Raw genomic sequence first — 20603 nt, 5'->3', positions numbered from 1 at the left:
GGAGGTGCACGAAATTAATGGGTGCTATAGAGCGAAAGAAGGAACACATGGTGGAAGGAACAAGTAACCAAGCAATTGCAGAAACAGACCAAGAAACATACAGACCAAGCGGAAAGGGTGAGGGGAGGGAGATGAATCCCCACCACCAAGGTCCAAGCAAAAAGAGATTAAGCGGGGACATCGTACGACAAGCCTCTCTGGACGCCTTCAAGAAACTGAATCCGATGGTTATGATCAAAAATCCCGTCATGTTTATCGTGGAAGTGGGTACGTTCATCACGCTGCTCTTATGTATCGATCCGAATCTTTTTGCTGTATCGGAAGCGGGACGGGGGTACAACATGGCGGTGTTCCTCATCCTGTTGTTCACGCTGCTGTTTGCCAATTTTGCTGAAGCACTCGCCGAAGGCCGGGGCAAAGCCCAGGCAGATACCCTTCGCAAGACGAAATCGGATACGACCGCCAAATTGATGCAAAAGGATGGGACAATTCGGCAAGTATCATCGACTCAGTTGAAAAAGGGAGATATTGTCCGCGTGGAAGCAGGAGAACTGATCCCCACGGACGGCGAGATTATCGAGGGATTGGCCTCCATAGACGAATCAGCCATCACGGGTGAATCGGCACCGGTCATCAAGGAAGCAGGCGGAGATTTTTCCTCTGTAACGGGAGGCACACGGGTCACTTCCGACTATATCGTCATGCGGGTACAGACCGATCCGGGAGAATCCTTCCTTGACCGAATGATCTCTCTGGTTGAAGGTGCGCAGCGTCAGAAAACGCCTAATGAAATCGCGCTGACCACGCTGCTGGCCGTATTGACCCTGATTTTCCTGATCGTCATTCTGACGATGGTTCCGATGGCGAGTTACCTAGGCATTCGTCTTGATTTGGCGACACTGATCGCTTTGCTGGTTTGCCTTATTCCTACAACAATAGGCGGCCTGTTGTCCGCAATCGGGATTGCCGGAATGGACCGGGTCACACAGTTCAACGTGCTCGCCATGTCAGGGAAAGCGGTGGAAGCGGCGGGGGATATTGATACGCTGATTCTGGATAAAACCGGAACGATAACGTACGGAAATCGCATGGCCTCCGAGTTCATTCCCGTTCAGGGTGTGACTGTGCAGGAGATGACCCGGGCAGCGCTGCAGGCCTCGGTTCGTGATGAGACGCCGGAAGGACGCTCCGTGGTGGAGCTTGCAGGCAAGCAGGGAGAGCGCTGGCCGGAGCAGGAATATGCAGATACGGAAAGTGTGGAGTTTACCGCCGAGACCCGTATGTCGGGTCTCAATCTTGGCAGCGGAATGCAGGTTCGCAAAGGCGCAGTAGATGCCATCAAGCATCATATTGCCTCCCGGGGTGCACGAATACCTGCCGATCTGGATGACATCGCCAATCGCATTGCTAAGGCCGGAGGCACTCCCCTTGCCGTTGCGATCGATGACCGGATTTACGGTGTAATCTACTTGAAGGATACAGTGAAGCCCGGTCTGAAGGAGAAGTTTGCCGAGATGCGGTCCATGGGCATCAAAACGATCATGTGTACAGGCGACAACCCTCTTACGGCAGCTACGATTGCACTGGAAGCAGGCGTGGATGACTTTATTGCCGAAGCGAAGCCGGAAGACAAGATTGCTGCGATCAAAAAAGAGCAGCAGGCAGGCAAGCTCGTTGCCATGACTGGCGACGGCACCAATGATGCGCCTGCCCTGGCGCAGGCCGATGTGGGTCTGGCGATGAATTCGGGTACCATGGCGGCCAAGGAAGCCGCCAACATGATTGACCTGGATTCTGACCCGACCAAGCTGCTGTCGGTGGTCTCCATTGGGAAACAGCTGCTGATCACACGCGGCGCACTGACCACCTTTTCCATATCGAATGATATTGCGAAGTACTTTGCCATTATCCCGGCGATGTTTATTATCGCCATGCCGCAGCTTCAATCGCTGAATATTATGAATCTGGCTTCACCACAATCGGCTATTCTATCGGCATTGATCTTTAACGCAATCATCATCCCGCTGCTCATTCCGATTGCAATGAAGGGTGTGAAGTACCGGGCCATGTCTGCCGAGCGGCTGCTCGGACGCAATGTATTGATCTATGGCGTGGGTGGCGTGATTGTGCCCTTTATTGGGATTAAGCTGATTGACCTGATCCTTTCGGGGCTTCATCTGGTGTGACACTAACTCATATAAATTGAATTCCCCTTTATACGCTAACAGAGAGTACAGAACCAATCTGGAGAAACGAAGTGTTCGCCTAAAAGCTTTCTGCAGAAAATCTACATCGGAAGCCTAAGCTATCTAAGGATTTTCTCCATTAGGAGAATAGATCAAAAAATCATTGGATAACAGCGATCGGAAGATGGGGCTGTAATCGAAGTGATACAGTGTAACGCTCAATTTTGTTTTAAAATAAAAGATTTCAGGATGTGACTGATATGAAGACCATACTGCCTGCCATCCGCTTGTCTGTTGTACTCATGCTGATCTGCGGTATCGTTTATCCGATGGTGACGACTGCTGCGGCACAGCTGCTGTTTCCAGCAGAAGCGAATGGGAGCCTGATAACCCAAAACGGGAAAGTGATCGGTTCATCCCTGCTGGCACAGGAAATAAAATCCCCGGCCATGTTCCAACCCCGTGCATCCAACGCGAGTTATGACCCGACCGCGTCGGCTGGCTCCAATCGGGCTGTAGCTTCGGCGGAGTATATTGGTGAGATGAAAGATAAGATTGCTCAGCTTAGACAGGAAAATCTGGCACTGCAGCAGATTCCTGCTGATCTGGTGACTGGTTCGGGCTCAGGTCTGGATCCTGACCTTTCGCCAGAAGCAGCAAAAGCACAGATTCCGCGAATTAGTCAGGCAACGGGTCTGAGTGAACAGCAGCTCGTAGAACTTGTGGAAGCGCATGTTCAAGGGCGTCAGCTCGGCATATTCGGAGAGCCTCGTGTCAATGTGACTGCACTGAATCTTGCGCTGACAGCAGAGCTCAATTAGCCTGCAGAAATATATCTGAGCTCAAGTCAAAAGCGGCATGGATCGCCTTATCTATCATTGGCCTTCTTCCGGATTTCGGAAGGGGCTTTCTCCATTTTGATAAATGGGGAGTGGAAAGGAGACATCAACGAATGCATGAAAGCTTCAAGCGCAGATCAGCCGAGGACCTCCTGAAGATGATTACGAAGCTGCAGCAGGGCACGCTTACCATCTATATCGGTCCGGTCAGCGGTTCTGGCAAAACCTATCATATGTTAAGAGAAGGAAATACGTTGCGCCAGCAAGGCATTGATGTGGTGATCTGCGCGGTATCGACCATGCAAAGACCCGAAACCGTGGAACAGCTCGGCGAGCTTGAACGGATTCCGAGTATTCACTGGTACCGTCAGAGAGATGGCATGGAGATGAAGGATCTCAATATAGATGCTCTGCTGGAGCGCAATCCGGAAGTGGTGCTCGTTGACGGACTGGCGCATAGAAACCGCGAGGGCGCTCTGCATGCTACGAGGCTGGAGGATATTCAGTATCTGCTGAAACACAACATCAGTGTGATCACAACGGTAAACGTCTACGAGCTGGAAGGGTATACCGAACTGGCCCGTAAACTTACAGGTATTGCGGCAGATTATACCGTTCCTGCGGGGACACTTGAATTGGCTGACGAAGTGAAACTGATCGATGTGACACCGGAAACGGTTTTGACCCGGCTTGCCGAAGGACATTTGAAGGGGTATGAGGGAGAGGCTTTGTTAAGGCAAGGCAACCTGGGCATTTTACGGGAACTGGCGCTGAAGCTCGTTGCCGAAGGAGTCAATGAATCCCTGCGTGAACACCGGGAAGAGATGGGCATTACCATGACAACAGGCATCATGGAACGGGTGCTGGTGTCGACCCAATATCATTGGAATGGATCCATTTATATTCGGAGAGGGCAGCAGATTGCGAAGAGACTGAATGGTGATTTATGCGTGGTCACGTTCCGCGATATGAAGAAGGCATTAACCAAGGAAGCCACGGTATTTCGCCGAAACATGATCAAGCTGGTGGAGAAATTCGGAGGAGCATTCGAGGAATTACCCATGACGCATCGCCGCAGGATTCCATCCACCTTGGCACGTTATGCTGCCAGGCAGCAGATTACGCGAATTGTGATGGGTCACTCACGTCATACCCGCTGGCAGGAGTTATGGCAAGGTTCTGTCATCAACTCGCTCCTGCACAAGCTGCAGGGGGTAGACCTGTTCCTGCTTGCAGATCGAACCGAGCTGGATGGAGAACGAGTACTTCCCGCAAAATTGCCGGATACCCGCAGCACAACCTATCGCAGATTAAGCGATCAAGAAGTGAAAAAACAGATCGGCCAGATTCAGCGAGGCAAATTCAAAGTATACATCGGTGCAGCCCCGGGTGTAGGTAAAACCTATATGATGCTGCGGGAAGGCAACGATCTGCTCCGCAAAGGCATTGATGTTCGAATCGGCCTGCTGGAGACGCACAACCGGGCCGAGACCATGGAACAGATCGGACAGCTGCTTGTCATTCCACGGGATCGTCGGACATATCAGGGAGTAGCATTGGAGGAGATGGATACGGAGGCTATTCTTCGCCTTTGTCCGGAAGTAGTGTTGGTGGACGAACTGGCCCATACCAATGTACCCGGAAGCGTAAGGAAAAAACGTTACGAAGATGTGCTTCATCTGCTGGATGCAGGGATCTCGGTCATTACGACCGTAAACGTGCAGCATCTGGAAAGCCTGAACGATGCCGTAGAGCACATTACGGGAATTCGGGTCCGGGAGACGGTACCGGATCAGATTCTGCAAATGGCAGATGAAGTGCAGTTAATCGATGTTGCACCTCAGGCCTTGCGGCAGCGCATGCGGGAAGGTAAAATCTATGCAGCAGCCAAGGTGGAGCAGGCACTAGCGAATTTTTTCCGCATCGGTAATCTGATTGCATTGCGGGAACTTGCCCTGCGTGAACTGGCCGATGATGTGGATGAACGGCTGGAAGCGAAGGAGCAGAAAAGTGCGCTTCGGGGCCCTTGGCGAAGACAGGAAGCGGTCTTTGTCTGTGTAAGCAGTGATAAACATGCGGAGCGGTTAATTCGCCGTGGTTTTCGCACGGCCTATCGGTTGAAGGCTGTATGGCATGTACATCATGTACATGTAGGCAGGGCAATGAGTGACGAAGTTAAGGATCAGCTGGAGGCCCTGGAACAGCTCACCGTCAGGCTTGGTGGGGAATTTCATATTCATTACAGTGAGAAACTGAGGAAAGTATCAAGTATTTTGGCAAGCAAGGCAGCGGAGGAAAAAGCAACGCAGCTGGTGGTTGGCCAAGCGAAGAGGCTTTGGTGGCTAAATGGCTATCGTGGTGCCGGATCGGTGGTCAATCGGCTGGTACGGCTGTCCAGACATATGGATGTATTAATAGTTGCAGATTACGATTATGATCCAAGCGGGATGTGAACAGTACTGTGCCTGAACGAAACACAGAAGAGAAGGGGATTCCTCGGTTGCACCGAGTTCCCCAATATGTATGGGTAACCATTGGTATTACCTTGTTAACCCCACTGCTGCATGTCATCGGCATGAGTAGTGATCTGGTTAACGTCTCACTCATTTACCTGTTTCCCATTTTGGTGAGTGCCGTTTACTGGGGATTGGGCCCTGCAATCTACGCAGCGAGTCTTAGCGTAATCATGTTTGACTTCTTTTTTGTACCTCCGAATCTCAGTTTTACCGTTGCGGATCTGCGATATATTTTTTCCTTTATTGTGTATTTGGCCGTAGCGGTGTTAACAGCCACCCTTTCCAGTCGCTTGCGTCAGCAGCTGGATATGGTTAGGAAGCGTGAAGCCACTACCAATTCATTGTATGCACTCAGCCGCCAGATGACGGCTGTTACGGATCTGGATACACTGCTCCATCATATTGCGAAGCAAGTATCACATACACTGGGTACCCAGGCTGCCGTATATTTGCCTGATGCTCATGATGAGCTGAACGTAACGGCATCTGCCGATGACCTGGGAACTGCAGTCTGGGGTGGAGAGGAATCAGAGATCGCGATTGCCAAGTGGGTGTACAGGAATGGTGAAACTGCGGGGAGAGGTTCTACCAGCCTGCGGGAATCCTCTGGTTTATACGTTCCCTTGCGTACGGAAGATCAGATACACGGCGTGCTTGCCGTCCGTATGGAGGCCCGTGATATTCAGGAGCAGCGGGAACATCTGCAATTGCTGGAGGCCTGTGGAGGGCTTGCTGCCAGTGCAATTGCTCGCGTCAAACTGGCAGAGGAAGCAAGGGTTGCACAGATGACTGCCGAATCAGAGCGCATTCGCACGGCTTTGCTGGACTCTGTATCTCACGAACTGCGCACACCCTTAACCACGATCATTGGATCGGCTACAGGATTGATTGAGAATGATGCCATATTTACCCCGGAAGACCGGAAGGAGCTGACGGGCAACATTCGGGATGGTGCCATGCGCATGAACCGATTGGTGACCAATTTGCTGGGCATGGTGAAGCTGGAGAGCGGCATGCTGCAGCTGCGCAGGAAATGGTGTGACGTTGGGGACATGATCAGCGTGGTGTTAACCCAAGTAAGGGAATTCAGCCAGCATCGGAGTATTCGTGTGGATTTGCCGGATCAACCGTTATTTATATGTGGAGATGAAGTGCTGCTGGAACAGGTGCTGATCAATGTGGTCAGCAATGCGATTAAATATTCCCCTGACTATAGCGAGATTGTCCTCACAGTTACGAGGGATGAGAGAAATGCCAGGCTGACCATTGTGGTAGCGGACAATGGCGTGGGTATTCCCGATGCGGACAAGGAGCGGATTTTCGAAAAGTTTTACCGATCAGAATCTTCTCGTCATGTGACGGGCACAGGACTGGGACTGGCTATATGCAAAGGGATCGTTGAGGTTCACGGAGGGACGATTAGAGCAGATTCCAATCCGGGAGGCGGAACAAGAATGAACATCAGTTTGCCCATGGAAGCGCCGGAAGCATTATTTCCCTATAGAGGACAAGGAGAGGTTGAGTAACATGACGGCATCGCAAGGGGCACGCATATTGGTTGTAGATGATGAACCACAGATTCGCAAACTGCTGAAGGTGACCCTGCAGGCTCATCAATTCGAGATTCATGAATGCGCTGATGGCGACGAGGCTGTCATTCAGGCGAGTATCGTTCATCCGGACCTGATCATCCTCGATCTGGGTCTGCCGGGCATGTCCGGGATGGATGTGCTGCATCGGGTCCGCGAATGGTCTCAGGTGCCCATTATTGTGCTGACGGCGAAGGAGCGCGAGGAAGACAAGATTGCTGCGCTTGACGGTGGAGCCGATGACTATGTAACGAAGCCGTTTGGCATGGGTGAACTGGTTGCCCGGATTCGGGTTGCACTTCGCCATGTGGCGAAGACAACCGATGAACCTGTACTGCGTTTTGGAGCCCTCACTGTAGATCTGGCACAAAGGCAGGTGGAGCTGGACGGTTTGCCGATCAAATTAACACCCACAGAGTACGATATGCTCAAGGTTCTGGCCTCCAACGCCGGAAAGATCATTACCCAGCGCCAGCTGCTGCAGCAGGTATGGGGCGGGCATCATCATGAATCCGACAGTCACTACCTGAGGGTTTACGTGGGTCATCTGCGCAGAAAGTTAAAAGAAGACCCTACGCAGCCACGATTCATTCAGACCGAGCCCGGAATTGGTTATCGCTTTTTGCTTCAGGATTAATATGAAATTGTAACAAGAATCCCTTATTAGAAAAGCGCCGGAGACTCCTGGATTTGCAGAGGTCTTCGGCGCTTTTTTATCAACAATGAAATAAAAATGATCTTTTGCTTTAGGATGTATATTTCGGCAGCCAATCCCCATGAGCCTCGATCAGTTCATCGCACATGGCCACGATGTCATCAATGGACAGCTCGGCAGCAGTGTGTGGATCCAGCATGGCGGCATGATAGATATGTTCCTTTTTGCCCGTCATGGCCGCTTCAATTGTCAACAGCTGCGTGTTGATGTTGGTGCGGTTCAGTGCCGCCAGCTGTGGAGGCAGGTCGCCAATGTATGTTGGGCTGATTCCGGACCCGTCCACCAGACATGGCACCTCGACACAGGCTTCACGAGGCAGGTTGGTAATCAGGCCGGTATTCATTACATTACCGCCAATTTTGTATGGACGGTCCGTTTCCATAGCTTCCATGATGTGCGAAGCATATTCACGGCTGCGCGTATGTTCAATATGTTCACTGGCAAACAGCTTCTCGCGCATTTCCTTCCATCCTTCAATCTGATTCACGCAGCGGCGCGGATACTCATCCAGCGGGATGTTGAAGCGTTCGATCAATTCCGGATAATTCCGTTTGATAAAGTATGGATGATACTCGGCATTGTGCTCGGAGGACTCCGTTACGTAATATCCAAAACGATTCATCAGCTCGAAACGCACCATATCATGATGCTGCTCCTTCTGTTTCTCCCTCGCCAGACGTTTAATCTCCGGATACAGATCCTGGCCATCTCTCGTTACTTCCAGCAGCCAGGCCATATGGTTGATTCCTGCCACTTTTGCAACTACGCCTGTCTGATCCATTCCCAGTGCTTCAAACAGGTGAGGCACACATACCTGCACGCTGTGGCACAGACCTACCGTTTTGATCCCTCCATGCACGTTCATGACATTCGTCAGGACAGCCATCGGGTTGGTGTAGTTCAGGAACCAGGCGTCAGGACACACTTCCTGCATGTCCCGGGCAAAGTCGAGCATGACCGGAATGGTACGCAAATTACGGAAGATACCGCCAATGCCGAGGGTGTCAGCAATAGTCTGACGAAGTCCGTATTTCTTCGGTATTTCGAAGTCCGTAATTGTACATGGATCATATCCGCCCACTTGAATGGCGTTAATCACATATTTGGCACCGCGCAGCGCTTCTTTGCGGTCAGTATATTTTTTTACGGAACAACGGCTTCCAAGAGAACGGCCCATACTGGTCAGCAGTCGCTCCGAATCATTCAGCCGTTCGGCATCGATATCAAACAAGGCCAATTCAAAATCCTGCAGTGCTTCGGTCATCATGACGTCACCTAATACATTTTTGACAAAAACGGTGCTGCCTGCACCGAGAAACGTAATTTTGTTCATCTCAAGTCCAGCCTCCCTGAATAATGGTGTACCCCAACTATAGGCCGATCCGGCTTATATAACTATGGCTCAACCTCACCCATATATGGCATAATCCCATTTTTGGTCCCGCTTTCAGCTGATATTTAACCAATATACCTGTTATAATCTAAAGTAAGATACATGTTGATGCGGAAGACAGGAAGGGGTGAGAAGGTGAGTCCAATCGAGATGAACGTGGTGCCCATGGACTGGACACAGATGGAGCTGGTGCTGCTATTTTTCGGCTGGGAGGATTGTGATCCGTCTCATTATTGGGGTCCGGGGGTACGAGATTCCTATGTGGTTCATTACATTCATGAGGGACGGGGAACCGTTCGTATGGAAGACAGGGAGTACCATTTGACGCAGGGTCAGGGCTTTGCCATTCTGCCGGGTACGATCATTCATTATGAGGCCGATGCGAATGATCCTTGGACATACTCCTGGTTCGGATTTAAGGGCGTACATGCCAAGACATTCATGCAGCGGGCAAACCTGAGTCCAGCATCCCCTGTATTTAAAGCTAGCGATCCAGAGGTAATGGATGGTTTATATGAAAACATGGTTCAGGCCACATCGCGCAATGGTGGAGATGTATTCAGCCAGAGCCTGCTGTACCGATTAATGGCTGAACTGATCTCCTCCTCCCCTGATGAGGACAAGCCGCAGAGGCCTCTTTCCACCAAGGATGAATACATCAGGCAAGCCGTTCAGTTTATGGAGAACAGGTACAGCCAGAAGACGTCCATCCTTGATATTGCGCAGTCGGTGCGTCTGGATCGTACGTATCTGTCCGGTCTGTTTAAGGAGAAGTACGGGAAGTCGCTGCAAGCCTTTTTTCTTGAATACCGGATGAATCGCGCAGCAGAGCTGCTGCAGAGTTCAACGCTTTCGGTCAGTGAGGTTGCCCACTCCGTGGGGTATACGGATCCGTTGTTATTTTCCAAGATGTTCAAACGTGTGACAGGAGTCTCCCCGAAAGGTTCGAGAGAGCGGGAATAGGCTGATGAGCTGTTTCAAATTTGAATAAATGCTTTGATCATTATCTGTGAGCCAGCTATACTGGTACAGAATGCATTTCAATTGAATATGTGGAACTGGGTGCTTTACCTTCGGGTAGAAGCTTAATAGGGAAGACCGGTGTGATGCCGGCGCGGTCCCGCCACTGTAACAGAGGAGTCATGCAGCGTTATGCCACTGGTTTAGGCCGGGAAGGTGCTGCAATGACGAGGATTCTGGAGCCAGGAGACCTGCCTAGTTTAACAACACAGTAGTACCTACGGGAGATAGGAAGGTGTTTAGAGAGCATGATTTTTTCTGAAAATCTGTTTATTTAAGACGTCCTTATCCGGTACTAGCGGAGAGAGAGACGTCTTTTTTGATACGCATGGACAAGTCATGTACGGGGTTGGAGATTGGGGAGAGGATGTCAGACATGTGAGTAGATATATTGTAAAAAGATTCATTCAGCTGGCAGCCGTGTTATTCGGCATTTCGTTTCTGACCTTTCTGCTGACCTATCTGTCTCCGGGGGACCCCGCAAGGCTTATGCTCATGTCTACAGGGGTCACACCGTCGGACGAATTGGTACAGCAGGTGCGTGTCCAGCTGGGACTGGATCAGCCGTTTTGGATACGCTACGGAACCTGGCTGGGACAGGTGCTTACCGGAGACTTCGGAACGTCCTATAAATACGACAGGCCTGTGCTCGACATTCTGCTGTCCAGGCTTCCAGCCACGCTTCGGCTAACAGGAAGTGCCCTGCTGCTGGTCATTCTGATTGCGTTTCCACTGGGTATTTTGTCGGCCGTCTACAGAAACAACGTGCTGGATTACGTCATACGCCTGTTTTCGTTTGCCGGGTTGTCCATGCCGAGCTTCTGGCTCGGGATGCTGCTCATGCTGGTGTTTGGCGTACAACTCAAGCAGCTTCCCGTCATGGGGAGTTCGGGCTGGAACAGCCTGATATTGCCTGCATGCACACTGGCGTTACCTCTGATCGCGCAATATATCAGGCAGATCCGTACGGTGATTCTGGAAGAGATGTCCCAGAACTATGTCACGGGGGCCAGAGCCAGAGGCGTGAGGGAGAGAGTCATTATGATGCAGCATATTTTACCCAATATATTATTACCCATCGTTACGCTCATGGGCATGTCTACAGGCGCGCTGCTCGGCGGGGCAGCCATTGTGGAAAGTTTGTTCGTATGGCCGGGTGTAGGGCAGATGGCGGTGGATGCCATCTTTACAAGGGACTATCCCCTGATTCAGGGCTATGTCATCTGGATGGCAACCATCTATGTATTGCTGAATCTGATGGTTGATCTCTGGACACATCTGCATGACCCGCGGATTCGACTGGACGTGGATGTCTAAAATGAGAGAATTTAAGCTTATTCTGACACAGCATCGCTGGTTCACGTTTCTATGTTCACTGACCCTTCTCTGGGTCATTCTCGCCATGATTGCGCCGCTGCTCGCACCGCATGATCCACTGGCAACGAATTTTGCCAAGGTGCTGCAGCCAGCCAGCTCGGAATATCCGCTTGGAACCGATCAGCTTGGACGCTGCGTGTTATCCCGTATCCTTTATGGGGCCAGGACGTCGCTTCTGCTTACATTTATGATGATCGGAATTGTGTTTGTGCTTGGTGTAGCCATTGGTGTTATCGCGGGTTTTGCCCGTGGTCTGACGGATACAGTGCTGATGCGGTTATCCGATACGCTGATGGCCTTTCCAGGATTAATCTTCGCCATCGCAGTAGTGGGGATGCTGGGGCCAGGCCTATTTAATACGGTAATTGCCCTGGCGGTTGTTTGGTGGGCGAAGTATGCACGACTGGCAAGAAGTCTGGTGATCTCGCTACAGCAAAAGGAGTATGTCGCGGCGGCCGCCTTCAGCGGCGCGCGGAAGATTCAGATCATCACCAGAACCATCCTGCCCAACATGCTGTCTCCTCTCATCGTCATGGCAATGATGGATGTGGGCGGCATGATGTTATCCATATCAGGCCTGTCCTTTCTCGGGCTGGGTGCTCAGCCTCCTGAACCGGAGTGGGGGGCGATGCTGAATGAAGGCAGACGATATTTGCAGACAGCTCCGTGGCTGTTGATTTATCCGGGACTTGCGATTTTTTGCACGGTGATCATTTTTAATTTGCTGGGCGACAGTCTAAGGGATGTGCTGGATCCTAAGAAAAAGGCAGCTTAACAGGAGGAACGGGAATGAATTCGAGATATGGAAAAACGCTAACGCTTACCGTACTGTCATTATTGGTTTTATGTATTATCGCGGCATGTGGCCAAACCACAACAAGTACCTCCACCTCATCATCATCTGGTGAAAAGGCGGCTGAGGCTGATAAAGGCAGTGCAGGTACACCGACGCATCTGAATGTAGCGCTATTCTGGCTTGGAAGTAATCTGGATCCGGCAGAGGAGTGGAACGGCTGGACCCTTACACGGGCAGCGATAGGAGAGACCCTGATTCAGTTTGACGAAAATATGAAATTGGTACCGAAAATTGCGGATAGCTGGGATCGTATTGATGATACGACATGGCATTTTCATATCCGGGACGGCGTAACGTTTCATAACGGAAATAAGGTCACAGCAGATGCGGTGAAGAAGTCCATTGAACGTTCCATGCAGCTGAATGAGAGAGGGCCATCGACCTTACCGGTAGCTTCCATGACTGCAGAAGGCCAGGATCTCACCATCAAAACAACGGAGCCTTACGCCTCCCTGCTCGGCAATATTGCTGAACCCTTGTTTGTGATTGTGGATACGAGTGCAGATACATCCCAATTCAAGAGTGAACCTATCGCCACAGGTCCATTTATGGTCACTGGATATACCCCGGATCAGGAGATTCAGGTGAAAAAGTATGACGGATACTGGGACGGGGCAGCCGATGTGGATACCATTACATTCAAATATATCAAGGATGACAGCACGCGTGCCCTTGCACTGCAATCGGGTGAGATTGATGTAGCCAGCAACGTGGGACGAAGCAGCTTGGCATTATTCCAGGATCAGAGTCAATATACGATTGACGAAATCCCGAGCCTGCGTACGCAGTTTGTATGGTTTAATACGCAAAATCCGCTGCTGAGTGAGCCGGACGTAAGACGTGCAATCTCATATGGCATAGACCGCGAGATGTATGCAAACACACTGGTGGGCGGCCAGGCGGCCAAAGGACCGTTTACCTCGGCTCTTCCTTTTGGCTACGAACAGGTGAAGGGGTATGACTATGAACCGGAGACTGCCAAGAAGCTGTTGGATGAGGCTGGCTACAAGGATGCGGATGGGGACGGTATTCGGGAAAAAGACGGACAAAAGCTAACGCTTCAATTGATCCTCAATTCAGCTTACGAATCGGACTCCATTGTGGCTGCTGCAATGCAGTCCCAGCTCAAGGAAATTGGAGTTAATTTGGAACTGACCTCTTACGAGGATCTAACTGATCACCAAAAAAGCGGGAACTACGATTTGGCGCTGACCAGCATTAATACAGGGATTACCGGAGATCCCCAGTATATTCTCGACTTTTATTTCAAAACGGGAGCGGAGTGGAACATCGGTGGATACAGCAATCCGAAGCTGGATGCGGTGATTCAGCAGCTTCATTCGGAATTCGATGTGGGGAAAAGATATGAACTGGCTGCAGAAGCCCAGCAGATGATTCTGGATGATGCGGCATACATGTTTATTACCTACACTCCAATTAACATTGTCAGCAAGAGCACCGTACAGGGTGCAACGATGTATCCGATTGACTTTTATCTCCTGGATCGCAATATCCAGGTTGGGCAATAATGAGCGTTTTACTGGAAGTAGATCGGCTTTCTGTAGTGTATAAGAGCGGTTCACCTGCACTGCAGAATGTTTCGTTCGCAATGAATGCCGGGGAGATTATCGGAATCGTGGGCGAGAGCGGAAGTGGTAAATCGACGTTGCTTCGAGCTTTGCTGGGCATGCTTCCAGACGGCGGGCAGTATGCCGGGGGAGACATTGTTTTTCAGGGGAAATCGATATTTAGTCTTTCGCAGAAGGAATGGGGCAGCATACGCGGCAAGCGGATGGCTATGGTTTTTCAGGATAGCGGGTCTTATCTGAATCCCATCCGTACAATAGGAAGTCAGTACATCGAGGCGATCCGTACACACGTTGAACTATCGAAGAAAGGTGCCTATGCCATGGCGGTGGACATGCTCTCACAGATGGGACTGGGTGATCCCGAGCGGATGATGAGTATGTACCCCGCCCAGCTTAGCGGAGGCATGAAGCAGCGAACGGCAATTGCCATGGCGATAACGATGGAGCCTGAACTGCTGCTTGCCGATGAACCGACCAGTGCGCTGGATGTAACCACTCAGGTTGAAGTGATCAAACGATTGACCAACCTTCGGGCAAGTCAGGGAACAGGGATGATCATTGTGACGCACAATATTGCCGTTGCAGCCCATATGGCAGACTACATCGGTGTGATGCTGAATGGGTTACTGGTTGAGTTTGGACAAACTTCAAGCATTATTACAAGTCCACGTCATGCTTATACCCGCGGATTGCTAGCTGCAGTACCTGAATTGGAGGGGAATACGGATGATAGATGAGAGGATACCCGTTCTGGAAATGAGGAATTTAAGTAAAACCTACGAATCCAGGGGCCAGGGAGCACATGCAGCATTGCAATCGATCAATCTGAAGCTCTTTCCGGGTGAATGTCTGGGAATTGTAGGGGAGAGCGGAAGTGGCAAGAGCACCTTGGCCAAATGCGTGACCCATCTGGAAAAGGCAACCTCCGGGCAGATCATCTATCGTCAGCAGGATATTACTTGGATAAGGGGAGAGGCCTTGCGGCAGCAGCGCAAGCAGATTCAGATGGTTTTTCAGGAACCTTCCGCGATTTTCAATCCCCGCATGAGGGTTGGATCGTTTATTCTTGAGCCTTTATTGAACTATAAACTGATCAAGCGCAGGCAGGGGGAAAAGGAAATTCATCGTTTGCTGGAGCTGGTGGGATTGCCTACTGCCATTGCTGACAAGTATCCACACGAAATCAGTGGTGGGGAGCAGCAGCGAGTGGTTATCGCCCGGGCGATCGGAGTGCAGCCGGATGTGATTATATTTGATGAGGCTACCTCGGCTCTCGATGTTTCCATTCAGCAGCAAATTTTGAATCTGTTGGTCCGATTGCGTGAGGAGACAGGGATTTCATGTATCTTTATATCGCATGACCTGGCTGTCGTGCAGCAGGTTAGCGATCGCACTGCGGTTATGTACAAGGGTGAAGTCGTTGAGGTGTTAGAAAGTGCACAGCTAACGCGTGCATCCAGTCATCCCTATACACGAAACCTAATGGCTTCGGTGTTGTCGGTGAAGGAGATCAAGGATAAGATGCGAGAGTATGCTCTTCATGGCATTACGGGCTAAGTTGGTACAGAGTATTGTGGTTTTTATAATTAAGGAAGAAAAAGGATTATTCCGGGTCATGGTGATGACGGGCGGAGTAATCCTTTTACTGTATAAATATGAAATGGTGAACTGTTGTTGAAAAATACCCAATGTGCGCAGAACGGTGATCAAACCGATCTATGCAAACTGATCTATGCGATCCAATATGCGTAAGCCTGCTGGCGCAGCCGAGTATTAAGCATCGCCGGATGTCTTTATTTTAATGTGGTACTTGGGATTGGAAGTCGTTTCGGCTCGACCGATTGGCATGGTAGAAGACAACATCCCCGTCTTGGATGGGCCAAGTATTGCCTTCAGTATGGACCGGATTGTTCTGAAAACCCTCCATCTGCCACTGATTCATCAGAGGTGCATAGATGTACTGGAGATGAGGCGCGTCCGTATCGCCATTTCGTAGACTTTCAATATTGAAGTTGACTACGATATACCCATTTCTCAGGAACACAGCGGACTTTTCATCCAACTGATTTTGTCTCGCAACTGGCTCCAAATTCGTACCTTTCGGCACGGCATATACATCAGCTGGCAGGCTGTATTCTCCGTACCAGTGCTGGATGGCTGCATTTGCCCGATCCAAGTTAACGCCTTGCGGGATGTCCGTTTTGGGCCCGATCAATGTACGAATGGATGAGGGCAGGACCATCCAATCATAACGTCCCACCCACGTTTTCTGGTGCGAGATCTGATCGACGAAACGAACCATGTACTCAGCCAGTGTGCCTTGGCTCTGCTCCTCTTTGGTCAGTTCATAGGTGTATCGATAACGAGCGGTATCGCCCATTTCGGTACCAGGAACATTCCGCAAACGGGCATTCAGAACCACAAAGCGTTTCTCCAAATCCTGTGCAGATCCGATACGGATAAATCTTTCCTGCCCTCTGTGGTAATACAGATCCACCTCCTGCCGGGAGGTGCCATCCTCGTTCACGAAATGAAAAGTTGGCGTAATCCGTACCCCATCCTGCTGACCAAACATATTACCTTTCGTTTTGAGGTCAAACTTGATATGGTACCCGGTTTTTACAGCCACATTTTTGAATCCCTGTAATGGATGGCTGCCTGGACGAATAGGCAGTACGAAAGGTGCCAGATTGCCACGAGGGTCACCATCTATACGATTCAAGCCTGTCCAATAGCTGACTCCCGTTGGCTCGGGGCTGCCTGGCTGTTTGCGAAATACATTTTCCCAGTTGTAGTCCGAAATGTCGGTGACGTGAAAATCGTACAGCCTACCGATGACTTCGACAGGAACCGTATCGGCAGCTACGTGATGGGTCAGGTTGGTATTGGCATCCTGCTGTTCGGTGAAGTTGGAAGGTGCGTTCTCCGCAATGTTGCGGAATTCAATTTCATAGTTGCCCTCGTCTACCCATACCGGGAGGTAAAAGCTGGTGTCCAGCTGGTTTACCGGGATATCTACCCAGGTTTTAGCCGGGATGAATTGGCTTCTATCCGCGTTGTAGACATCGAACGGGAATTTCACCTGTTTCATTCGAAAATATTTGGCATAGTCCCGATTGCCATAACCAGGGTAACTTGCTGCATCCAAATGCTGACCCGTCGTTGGAATACGGACAATAAATGGACGTTCCAGAATCAGTGCTGACCGGGTTAGATCCGGAGTCGTCTTCTGATTATGAGCCTGATCATCTGATACCAAGGCGTAGTTTACGACAGGGGTGTGCACGGTAACGGTGTTAATGCCGTTAATCGGGAAATCCTTGTTGGCGCCGCCATTTATATTCCCGGGCAGCAGATCGTAATAAATGGTACCGGAACTTGGTGTGTTTTCTTTGTTGACCAGCGTGTTACTAATCATGTTATTTTGCTTATAGAGGACATCCTGGCCAATCGTTGTAGGGTTAGGAATATTGGATGGCGTAGGTCCATCCTTGGTCGCCTCTGTGTCGTCCATAATCTTGGTATTATTAAATATGACCGAGTCATTATTTACTTTTGCCTGAGGGGTGTTGGACTCCGCCATGCCTTTCAATCTCGGCGTATCGTCGGGTACATCTGGAGGTGCATTCAGCCCGCCTGTTAATTTGGGTGGGGTATAGGAGATAGACGTTGTTTGCCCTGGTCTGACATGGCTCTCCACGTTGTCATCATTTTTGGATACCAAAGTTGGCGGTGTATATCCGGATGGAGTCATGGTGACCAGTTCACCCGGCAGGGCATAATTCTTCATGGTCGCTTTTGCGATCTTGTACACTTCAAGATTGTTGATTTTCCAGTACGAGTAGTCCCGTGTAATCTGGAAATTGTATGGTTTGGTTACGGTGTCATTGGCTGGAACAGGAGGGCCATCCGTACAGCCATCCTCGGTACAGATATCAGGGCCCGGTACAGTCCATTCCCTGTCATAGGACAGCGTGACACTGCAATCATACGTAACTTTGCCCGACATTTTCGCCCAGGCCTGCTTGAAGAGATAGTTGTCAGCAAATGCATTGGTATACAGTGACTCAGAAGTAGGGATTCCTCTCAGTACATTGAATGTCTCATTCCCTCTGTTATCTGACTTTATTACACCGTTTGCATTTGGATCAAGGTCACTCATGCTCATAATGGTCCCTGTAGATGGTGGCCCGATTGTCGGTGAACATCCAACACCACCTCCGCCCCCATTGCCTCCACCACCCCCGTTCCCGGGATCTTCTTCTACGCCAATCGTTGTGGTTGTCTTTAATTGGAAGTCGTCTTTTTCCCACAGTACGGTGATAGTGGTAGTACCCCTGCTTACGGCTTGCACAAGCCCTGAATTACTAACGGTTGCCACAGCAGGGTTAGAGGAAGTCCATGTCGTGCGCCCATTACCGCTATTAACATTGGTTTCAGCACCAAAGCTTCCATCACCGGTTTTGGTCTTTACGGTTGCATTTAATTGCTTGGATTGGTTAATGCGGAGTTGGCCGCCATTGGTAAGATTGATTTCTTTGGTAATCTCGGCTAAAGCCTTCCAGTAGAGATCTGTATTGAATTGATAAGCTGCATTCCATTTGGGAGGATTATATTCTTCTGTTTTGATAGGAGCAATAGCCCCCCCGATTTGAGTGGTGAATTTTGTGTTACGCCCAGTAAACGATTCTACAGAAACCAAGATAGGCTCTCCTGGGTAATAATGCGCTGTATTATCCATATAGTGAGGCATGTTAGACCTATCAGTTATTTCTGAATTGGAGCGCTTTTCTCCCGCTTTATCATAGTAGTCGGTCGGAATGTAAACGTCTTTATTCAAGTCAAGGTCGACACAGACTGTTGAGGAAACTGGAAGGTTCTTGCTAGGGTCGTTTTCTAGTTCGATGTTGTTGCACTGACCATCAACTTTCCATCTAAGACTATCAACCTGGTAAATATATACACCGATGTTGGTCTTTTTTGTCCCCTCAACAGGAATGACCTTTTTTTGCGCTTTTGCAGGGGTAGGAGGCTCCATATGAAATGACTCCAATACAGGTTTGACACCTGGCCCCCCACCTGCATGGACTTGGTTTACTGAAGACAACAATAGAATCAATGACAGAACGATCAGTACAGCTTTTTTAAAAAATACTTTTTGCCCCAAAATTTATCCCCTCTAATCTGTGGCTATTACGCTGTAAGTAGGACCTTCTTTGGCAACGAGACTGACATCGGAAATCAACTCCTTATCGAAATGCAAAAGTCCTACGCTCCAGTAAACTGGGTTATTAATTACGAATACACCTTTACTTTTAGTAGTAGCATTAATACTGGGCACAGCATATGCAGCAAATGCATCTGATTTTGGAGAATTCATAGGGTTAATTGTTGCTGAATTTAGCAAACTTCCAGCTTGTAGTGCATTCATAGTAGGCCTTTTTACGTTTAATTCAAGTTCTGCAAAAGAAAAGTATGCTCCCCGTAAGAGAGTGAATCCTTCGTCTACAAAAACAGGGTAATAGATACTTCTTGCAGATCCTTTTGCAAAGGTATTAACAATAATCCAATTCTTTATCTTGAGGTCAGCATAACTAGTGTCAGTAATAATATTTTTGTTTCGAACTTTCGAGAAGTCATCTGTGACTTCGCTGTAATCAACGTTTGGTGAAACCTTCTTTTCTGGTGTTTTCTGATATTTAGGTGCAATAATGCTCAAATTCGTCCCCGTTAAACCAACTGCACGCAACTCATTCAAGCCCTGAAAATCAGCAGGCTTCGTTTTCGCCACACTTGCATAACGAGCGATCAGCACAGCAACTTCGGCCCTTGTCGTGGTGCGATCGGTTCCAAAATTTTTATCATTAGAAACACTCATCAACCCTGTACCCAGAGCAACAGCAACAGCATTTTTTTGGTTGCTTGCCAATTTGCCTGTGAAGTATTCCTTCGCAGGTATCACCGTATTGGTTACATCAGACAGAGCTTGTTTGTAATCCGAATCAACCACGGTCAGCCCCTGTGCGAGCCAGGTCGCCATTTCACCCCGTGTTAGAGATGCCTTGGCATCGAGTTTTCCATTGTAGTTGGCAGGGCTGATGAAGCCTTTGGCAATCGCAGCGGATACGCCACTTTTTGCCCATTCAGGCACGTCTGTAAAGTTATTGGTTTCTTGTATGGCTGCATTAGGCTGATCGGTTAATCGTCCGAGAATACTAGCCATTTCGGCCTTGGTCACAGGTGAGCTTGGTTTGAATGTCCCATCGGCATATCCTTGGAAGATTCCCTGTTCAACTGCGGAGTTGATCGCTGCAGCCGCCCAGTGTGTCGAAGGAACATCTTTGAATTTTAGCGTAGCTTGAGCGGCTTCTACTGAACTCCCGATACTTCCTGAACCTATTACGCCTCCTGCAAGCAAAGCCAATGCTGTGACCCCGGTTAGAATCATTTTCTTCATGAATACTGCTCCTTTCTAATTTCAATTCCTCGTTGTGGTTATGTACTTGATACTGCTAGATACTAA

At 49.7% G+C, this 20603-nt stretch carries 14 protein-coding genes and 1 riboswitch; of the genes, 11 read left to right on the top strand and 3 right to left on the bottom strand.

Annotated features, from left to right (window positions below):
• Positions 1 to 131 precede the first annotated feature (131 nt).
• From kdpB to GUA98_RS22425, 5 genes are all read left to right on the top strand, one after another.
• Complete coding sequence (kdpB, locus tag GUA98_RS22445) at positions 132 to 2186, top strand: potassium-transporting ATPase subunit KdpB (protein WP_193724503.1); 2055 nt, start codon at positions 132 to 134, stop codon at positions 2184 to 2186.
• A gap of 260 nt (positions 2187 to 2446) precedes the next feature.
• Entirely contained in the window at positions 2447 to 3007 is a 561-nt protein-coding gene (kdpC, locus tag GUA98_RS22440) for a potassium-transporting ATPase subunit KdpC (protein WP_193724441.1), read from the top strand.
• A gap of 131 nt (positions 3008 to 3138) precedes the next feature.
• Entirely contained in the window at positions 3139 to 5478 is a 2340-nt protein-coding gene (locus GUA98_RS22435) for a histidine kinase (protein WP_193724440.1), read from the top strand.
• 47 nt (positions 5479 to 5525) lie between these two features.
• Complete coding sequence (locus GUA98_RS22430; RefSeq protein ID WP_227779986.1) at positions 5526 to 7067, top strand: ATP-binding protein; 1542 nt, start codon at positions 5526 to 5528, stop codon at positions 7065 to 7067.
• A gap of 1 nt (position 7068) precedes the next feature.
• Positions 7069 to 7767, top strand: a complete 699-nt coding sequence (locus GUA98_RS22425; RefSeq protein WP_193724439.1) for a response regulator — start codon at positions 7069 to 7071, stop codon at positions 7765 to 7767.
• 109 nt (positions 7768 to 7876) lie between these two features.
• Here GUA98_RS22425 and GUA98_RS22420 read toward each other — a convergent pair whose 3' ends face one another.
• Positions 7877 to 9178: an alpha-glucosidase/alpha-galactosidase gene (locus tag GUA98_RS22420; protein WP_127540513.1), complete on the bottom strand. Its 1302-nt coding sequence runs from the start codon at positions 9176 to 9178 to the stop codon at positions 7877 to 7879.
• A gap of 195 nt (positions 9179 to 9373) precedes the next feature.
• Here GUA98_RS22420 and GUA98_RS22415 point away from each other — a divergent pair, with 195 nt between their 5' ends.
• From GUA98_RS22415 to GUA98_RS22390, 6 genes are all read left to right on the top strand, one after another.
• On the top strand, positions 9374 to 10201 hold the full coding sequence (locus tag GUA98_RS22415; protein ID WP_321573909.1) for an AraC family transcriptional regulator: 828 nt from the start codon (positions 9374 to 9376) through the stop codon (positions 10199 to 10201).
• An 80-nt stretch (positions 10202 to 10281) separates the two neighbouring features.
• A riboswitch (cobalamin riboswitch) is annotated at positions 10282 to 10472 on the top strand.
• A 164-nt stretch (positions 10473 to 10636) separates the two neighbouring features.
• Positions 10637 to 11575: a nickel ABC transporter permease gene (gene nikB / locus GUA98_RS22410; protein ID WP_193724437.1), complete on the top strand. Its 939-nt coding sequence runs from the start codon at positions 10637 to 10639 to the stop codon at positions 11573 to 11575.
• Between the two features lies 1 nt (position 11576).
• Positions 11577 to 12410: a nickel transporter permease gene (gene nikC / locus GUA98_RS22405; protein ID WP_153976543.1), complete on the top strand. Its 834-nt coding sequence runs from the start codon at positions 11577 to 11579 to the stop codon at positions 12408 to 12410.
• Positions 12411 to 12424: 14 nt separating this feature from the next.
• Positions 12425 to 14020, top strand: a complete 1596-nt coding sequence (locus tag GUA98_RS22400) for an ABC transporter substrate-binding protein (RefSeq protein WP_193724436.1) — start codon at positions 12425 to 12427, stop codon at positions 14018 to 14020.
• On the top strand, positions 14020 to 14817 hold the full coding sequence (locus tag GUA98_RS22395) for an ABC transporter ATP-binding protein (RefSeq protein WP_193724435.1): 798 nt from the start codon (positions 14020 to 14022) through the stop codon (positions 14815 to 14817). Before GUA98_RS22400 ends, GUA98_RS22395 begins: the two co-directional genes overlap by 1 nt.
• On the top strand, positions 14807 to 15637 hold the full coding sequence (locus GUA98_RS22390) for an ABC transporter ATP-binding protein (protein ID WP_193724434.1): 831 nt from the start codon (positions 14807 to 14809) through the stop codon (positions 15635 to 15637). The genes GUA98_RS22395 and GUA98_RS22390 overlap by 11 nt, the downstream gene beginning before the upstream one ends.
• A 241-nt stretch (positions 15638 to 15878) precedes the next feature.
• Here the strand turns inward: GUA98_RS22390 and GUA98_RS22385 are convergent, their stop codons facing one another.
• Positions 15879 to 18782, bottom strand: coding sequence for a DUF5704 domain-containing protein (locus GUA98_RS22385; RefSeq protein ID WP_227779984.1), 2904 nt, complete (start codon positions 18780 to 18782; stop codon positions 15879 to 15881).
• A gap of 477 nt (positions 18783 to 19259) precedes the next feature.
• Positions 19260 to 20537: an S-layer homology domain-containing protein gene (locus GUA98_RS22380; RefSeq protein WP_193724432.1), complete on the bottom strand. Its 1278-nt coding sequence runs from the start codon at positions 20535 to 20537 to the stop codon at positions 19260 to 19262.
• Positions 20538 to 20603 lie beyond the last annotated feature (66 nt).

It is taken from the genome of Paenibacillus sp. P13VS (assembly GCF_015143645.1).
GTDB classification, from domain to species: Bacteria; Bacillota; Bacilli; order Paenibacillales; family Paenibacillaceae; genus Paenibacillus; species Paenibacillus xylanilyticus_A.
This window is presented reverse-complemented; position numbering and strand designations above follow the sequence as displayed.

Excerpts from the sequence above, each read along its gene's own strand:
- GUA98_RS22420 (WP_127540513.1), bottom strand. The coding sequence starts at position 9,178 with ATGAACAAAATTACGTTTCTCGGTGCAGGCAGCACCGTTTTTGTCAAA.
- nikC (WP_153976543.1), top strand. The coding sequence starts at position 11,577 with ATGAGAGAATTTAAGCTTATTCTGACACAGCATCGCTGGTTCACGTTT.
- GUA98_RS22435 (WP_193724440.1), top strand. The coding sequence starts at position 3,139 with ATGCATGAAAGCTTCAAGCGCAGATCAGCCGAGGACCTCCTGAAGATG.
- GUA98_RS22390 (WP_193724434.1), top strand. The coding sequence starts at position 14,807 with ATGATAGATGAGAGGATACCCGTTCTGGAAATGAGGAATTTAAGTAAA.
- GUA98_RS22425 (WP_193724439.1), top strand. The coding sequence starts at position 7,069 with ATGACGGCATCGCAAGGGGCACGCATATTGGTTGTAGATGATGAACCA.
- GUA98_RS22400 (WP_193724436.1), top strand. The coding sequence starts at position 12,425 with ATGAATTCGAGATATGGAAAAACGCTAACGCTTACCGTACTGTCATTA.
- GUA98_RS22395 (WP_193724435.1), top strand. The coding sequence starts at position 14,020 with ATGAGCGTTTTACTGGAAGTAGATCGGCTTTCTGTAGTGTATAAGAGC.
- kdpB (WP_193724503.1), top strand. The coding sequence starts at position 132 with ATGAATCCCCACCACCAAGGTCCAAGCAAAAAGAGATTAAGCGGGGAC.
- GUA98_RS22380 (WP_193724432.1), bottom strand. The coding sequence starts at position 20,537 with ATGAAGAAAATGATTCTAACCGGGGTCACAGCATTGGCTTTGCTTGCA.
- kdpC (WP_193724441.1), top strand. The coding sequence starts at position 2,447 with ATGAAGACCATACTGCCTGCCATCCGCTTGTCTGTTGTACTCATGCTG.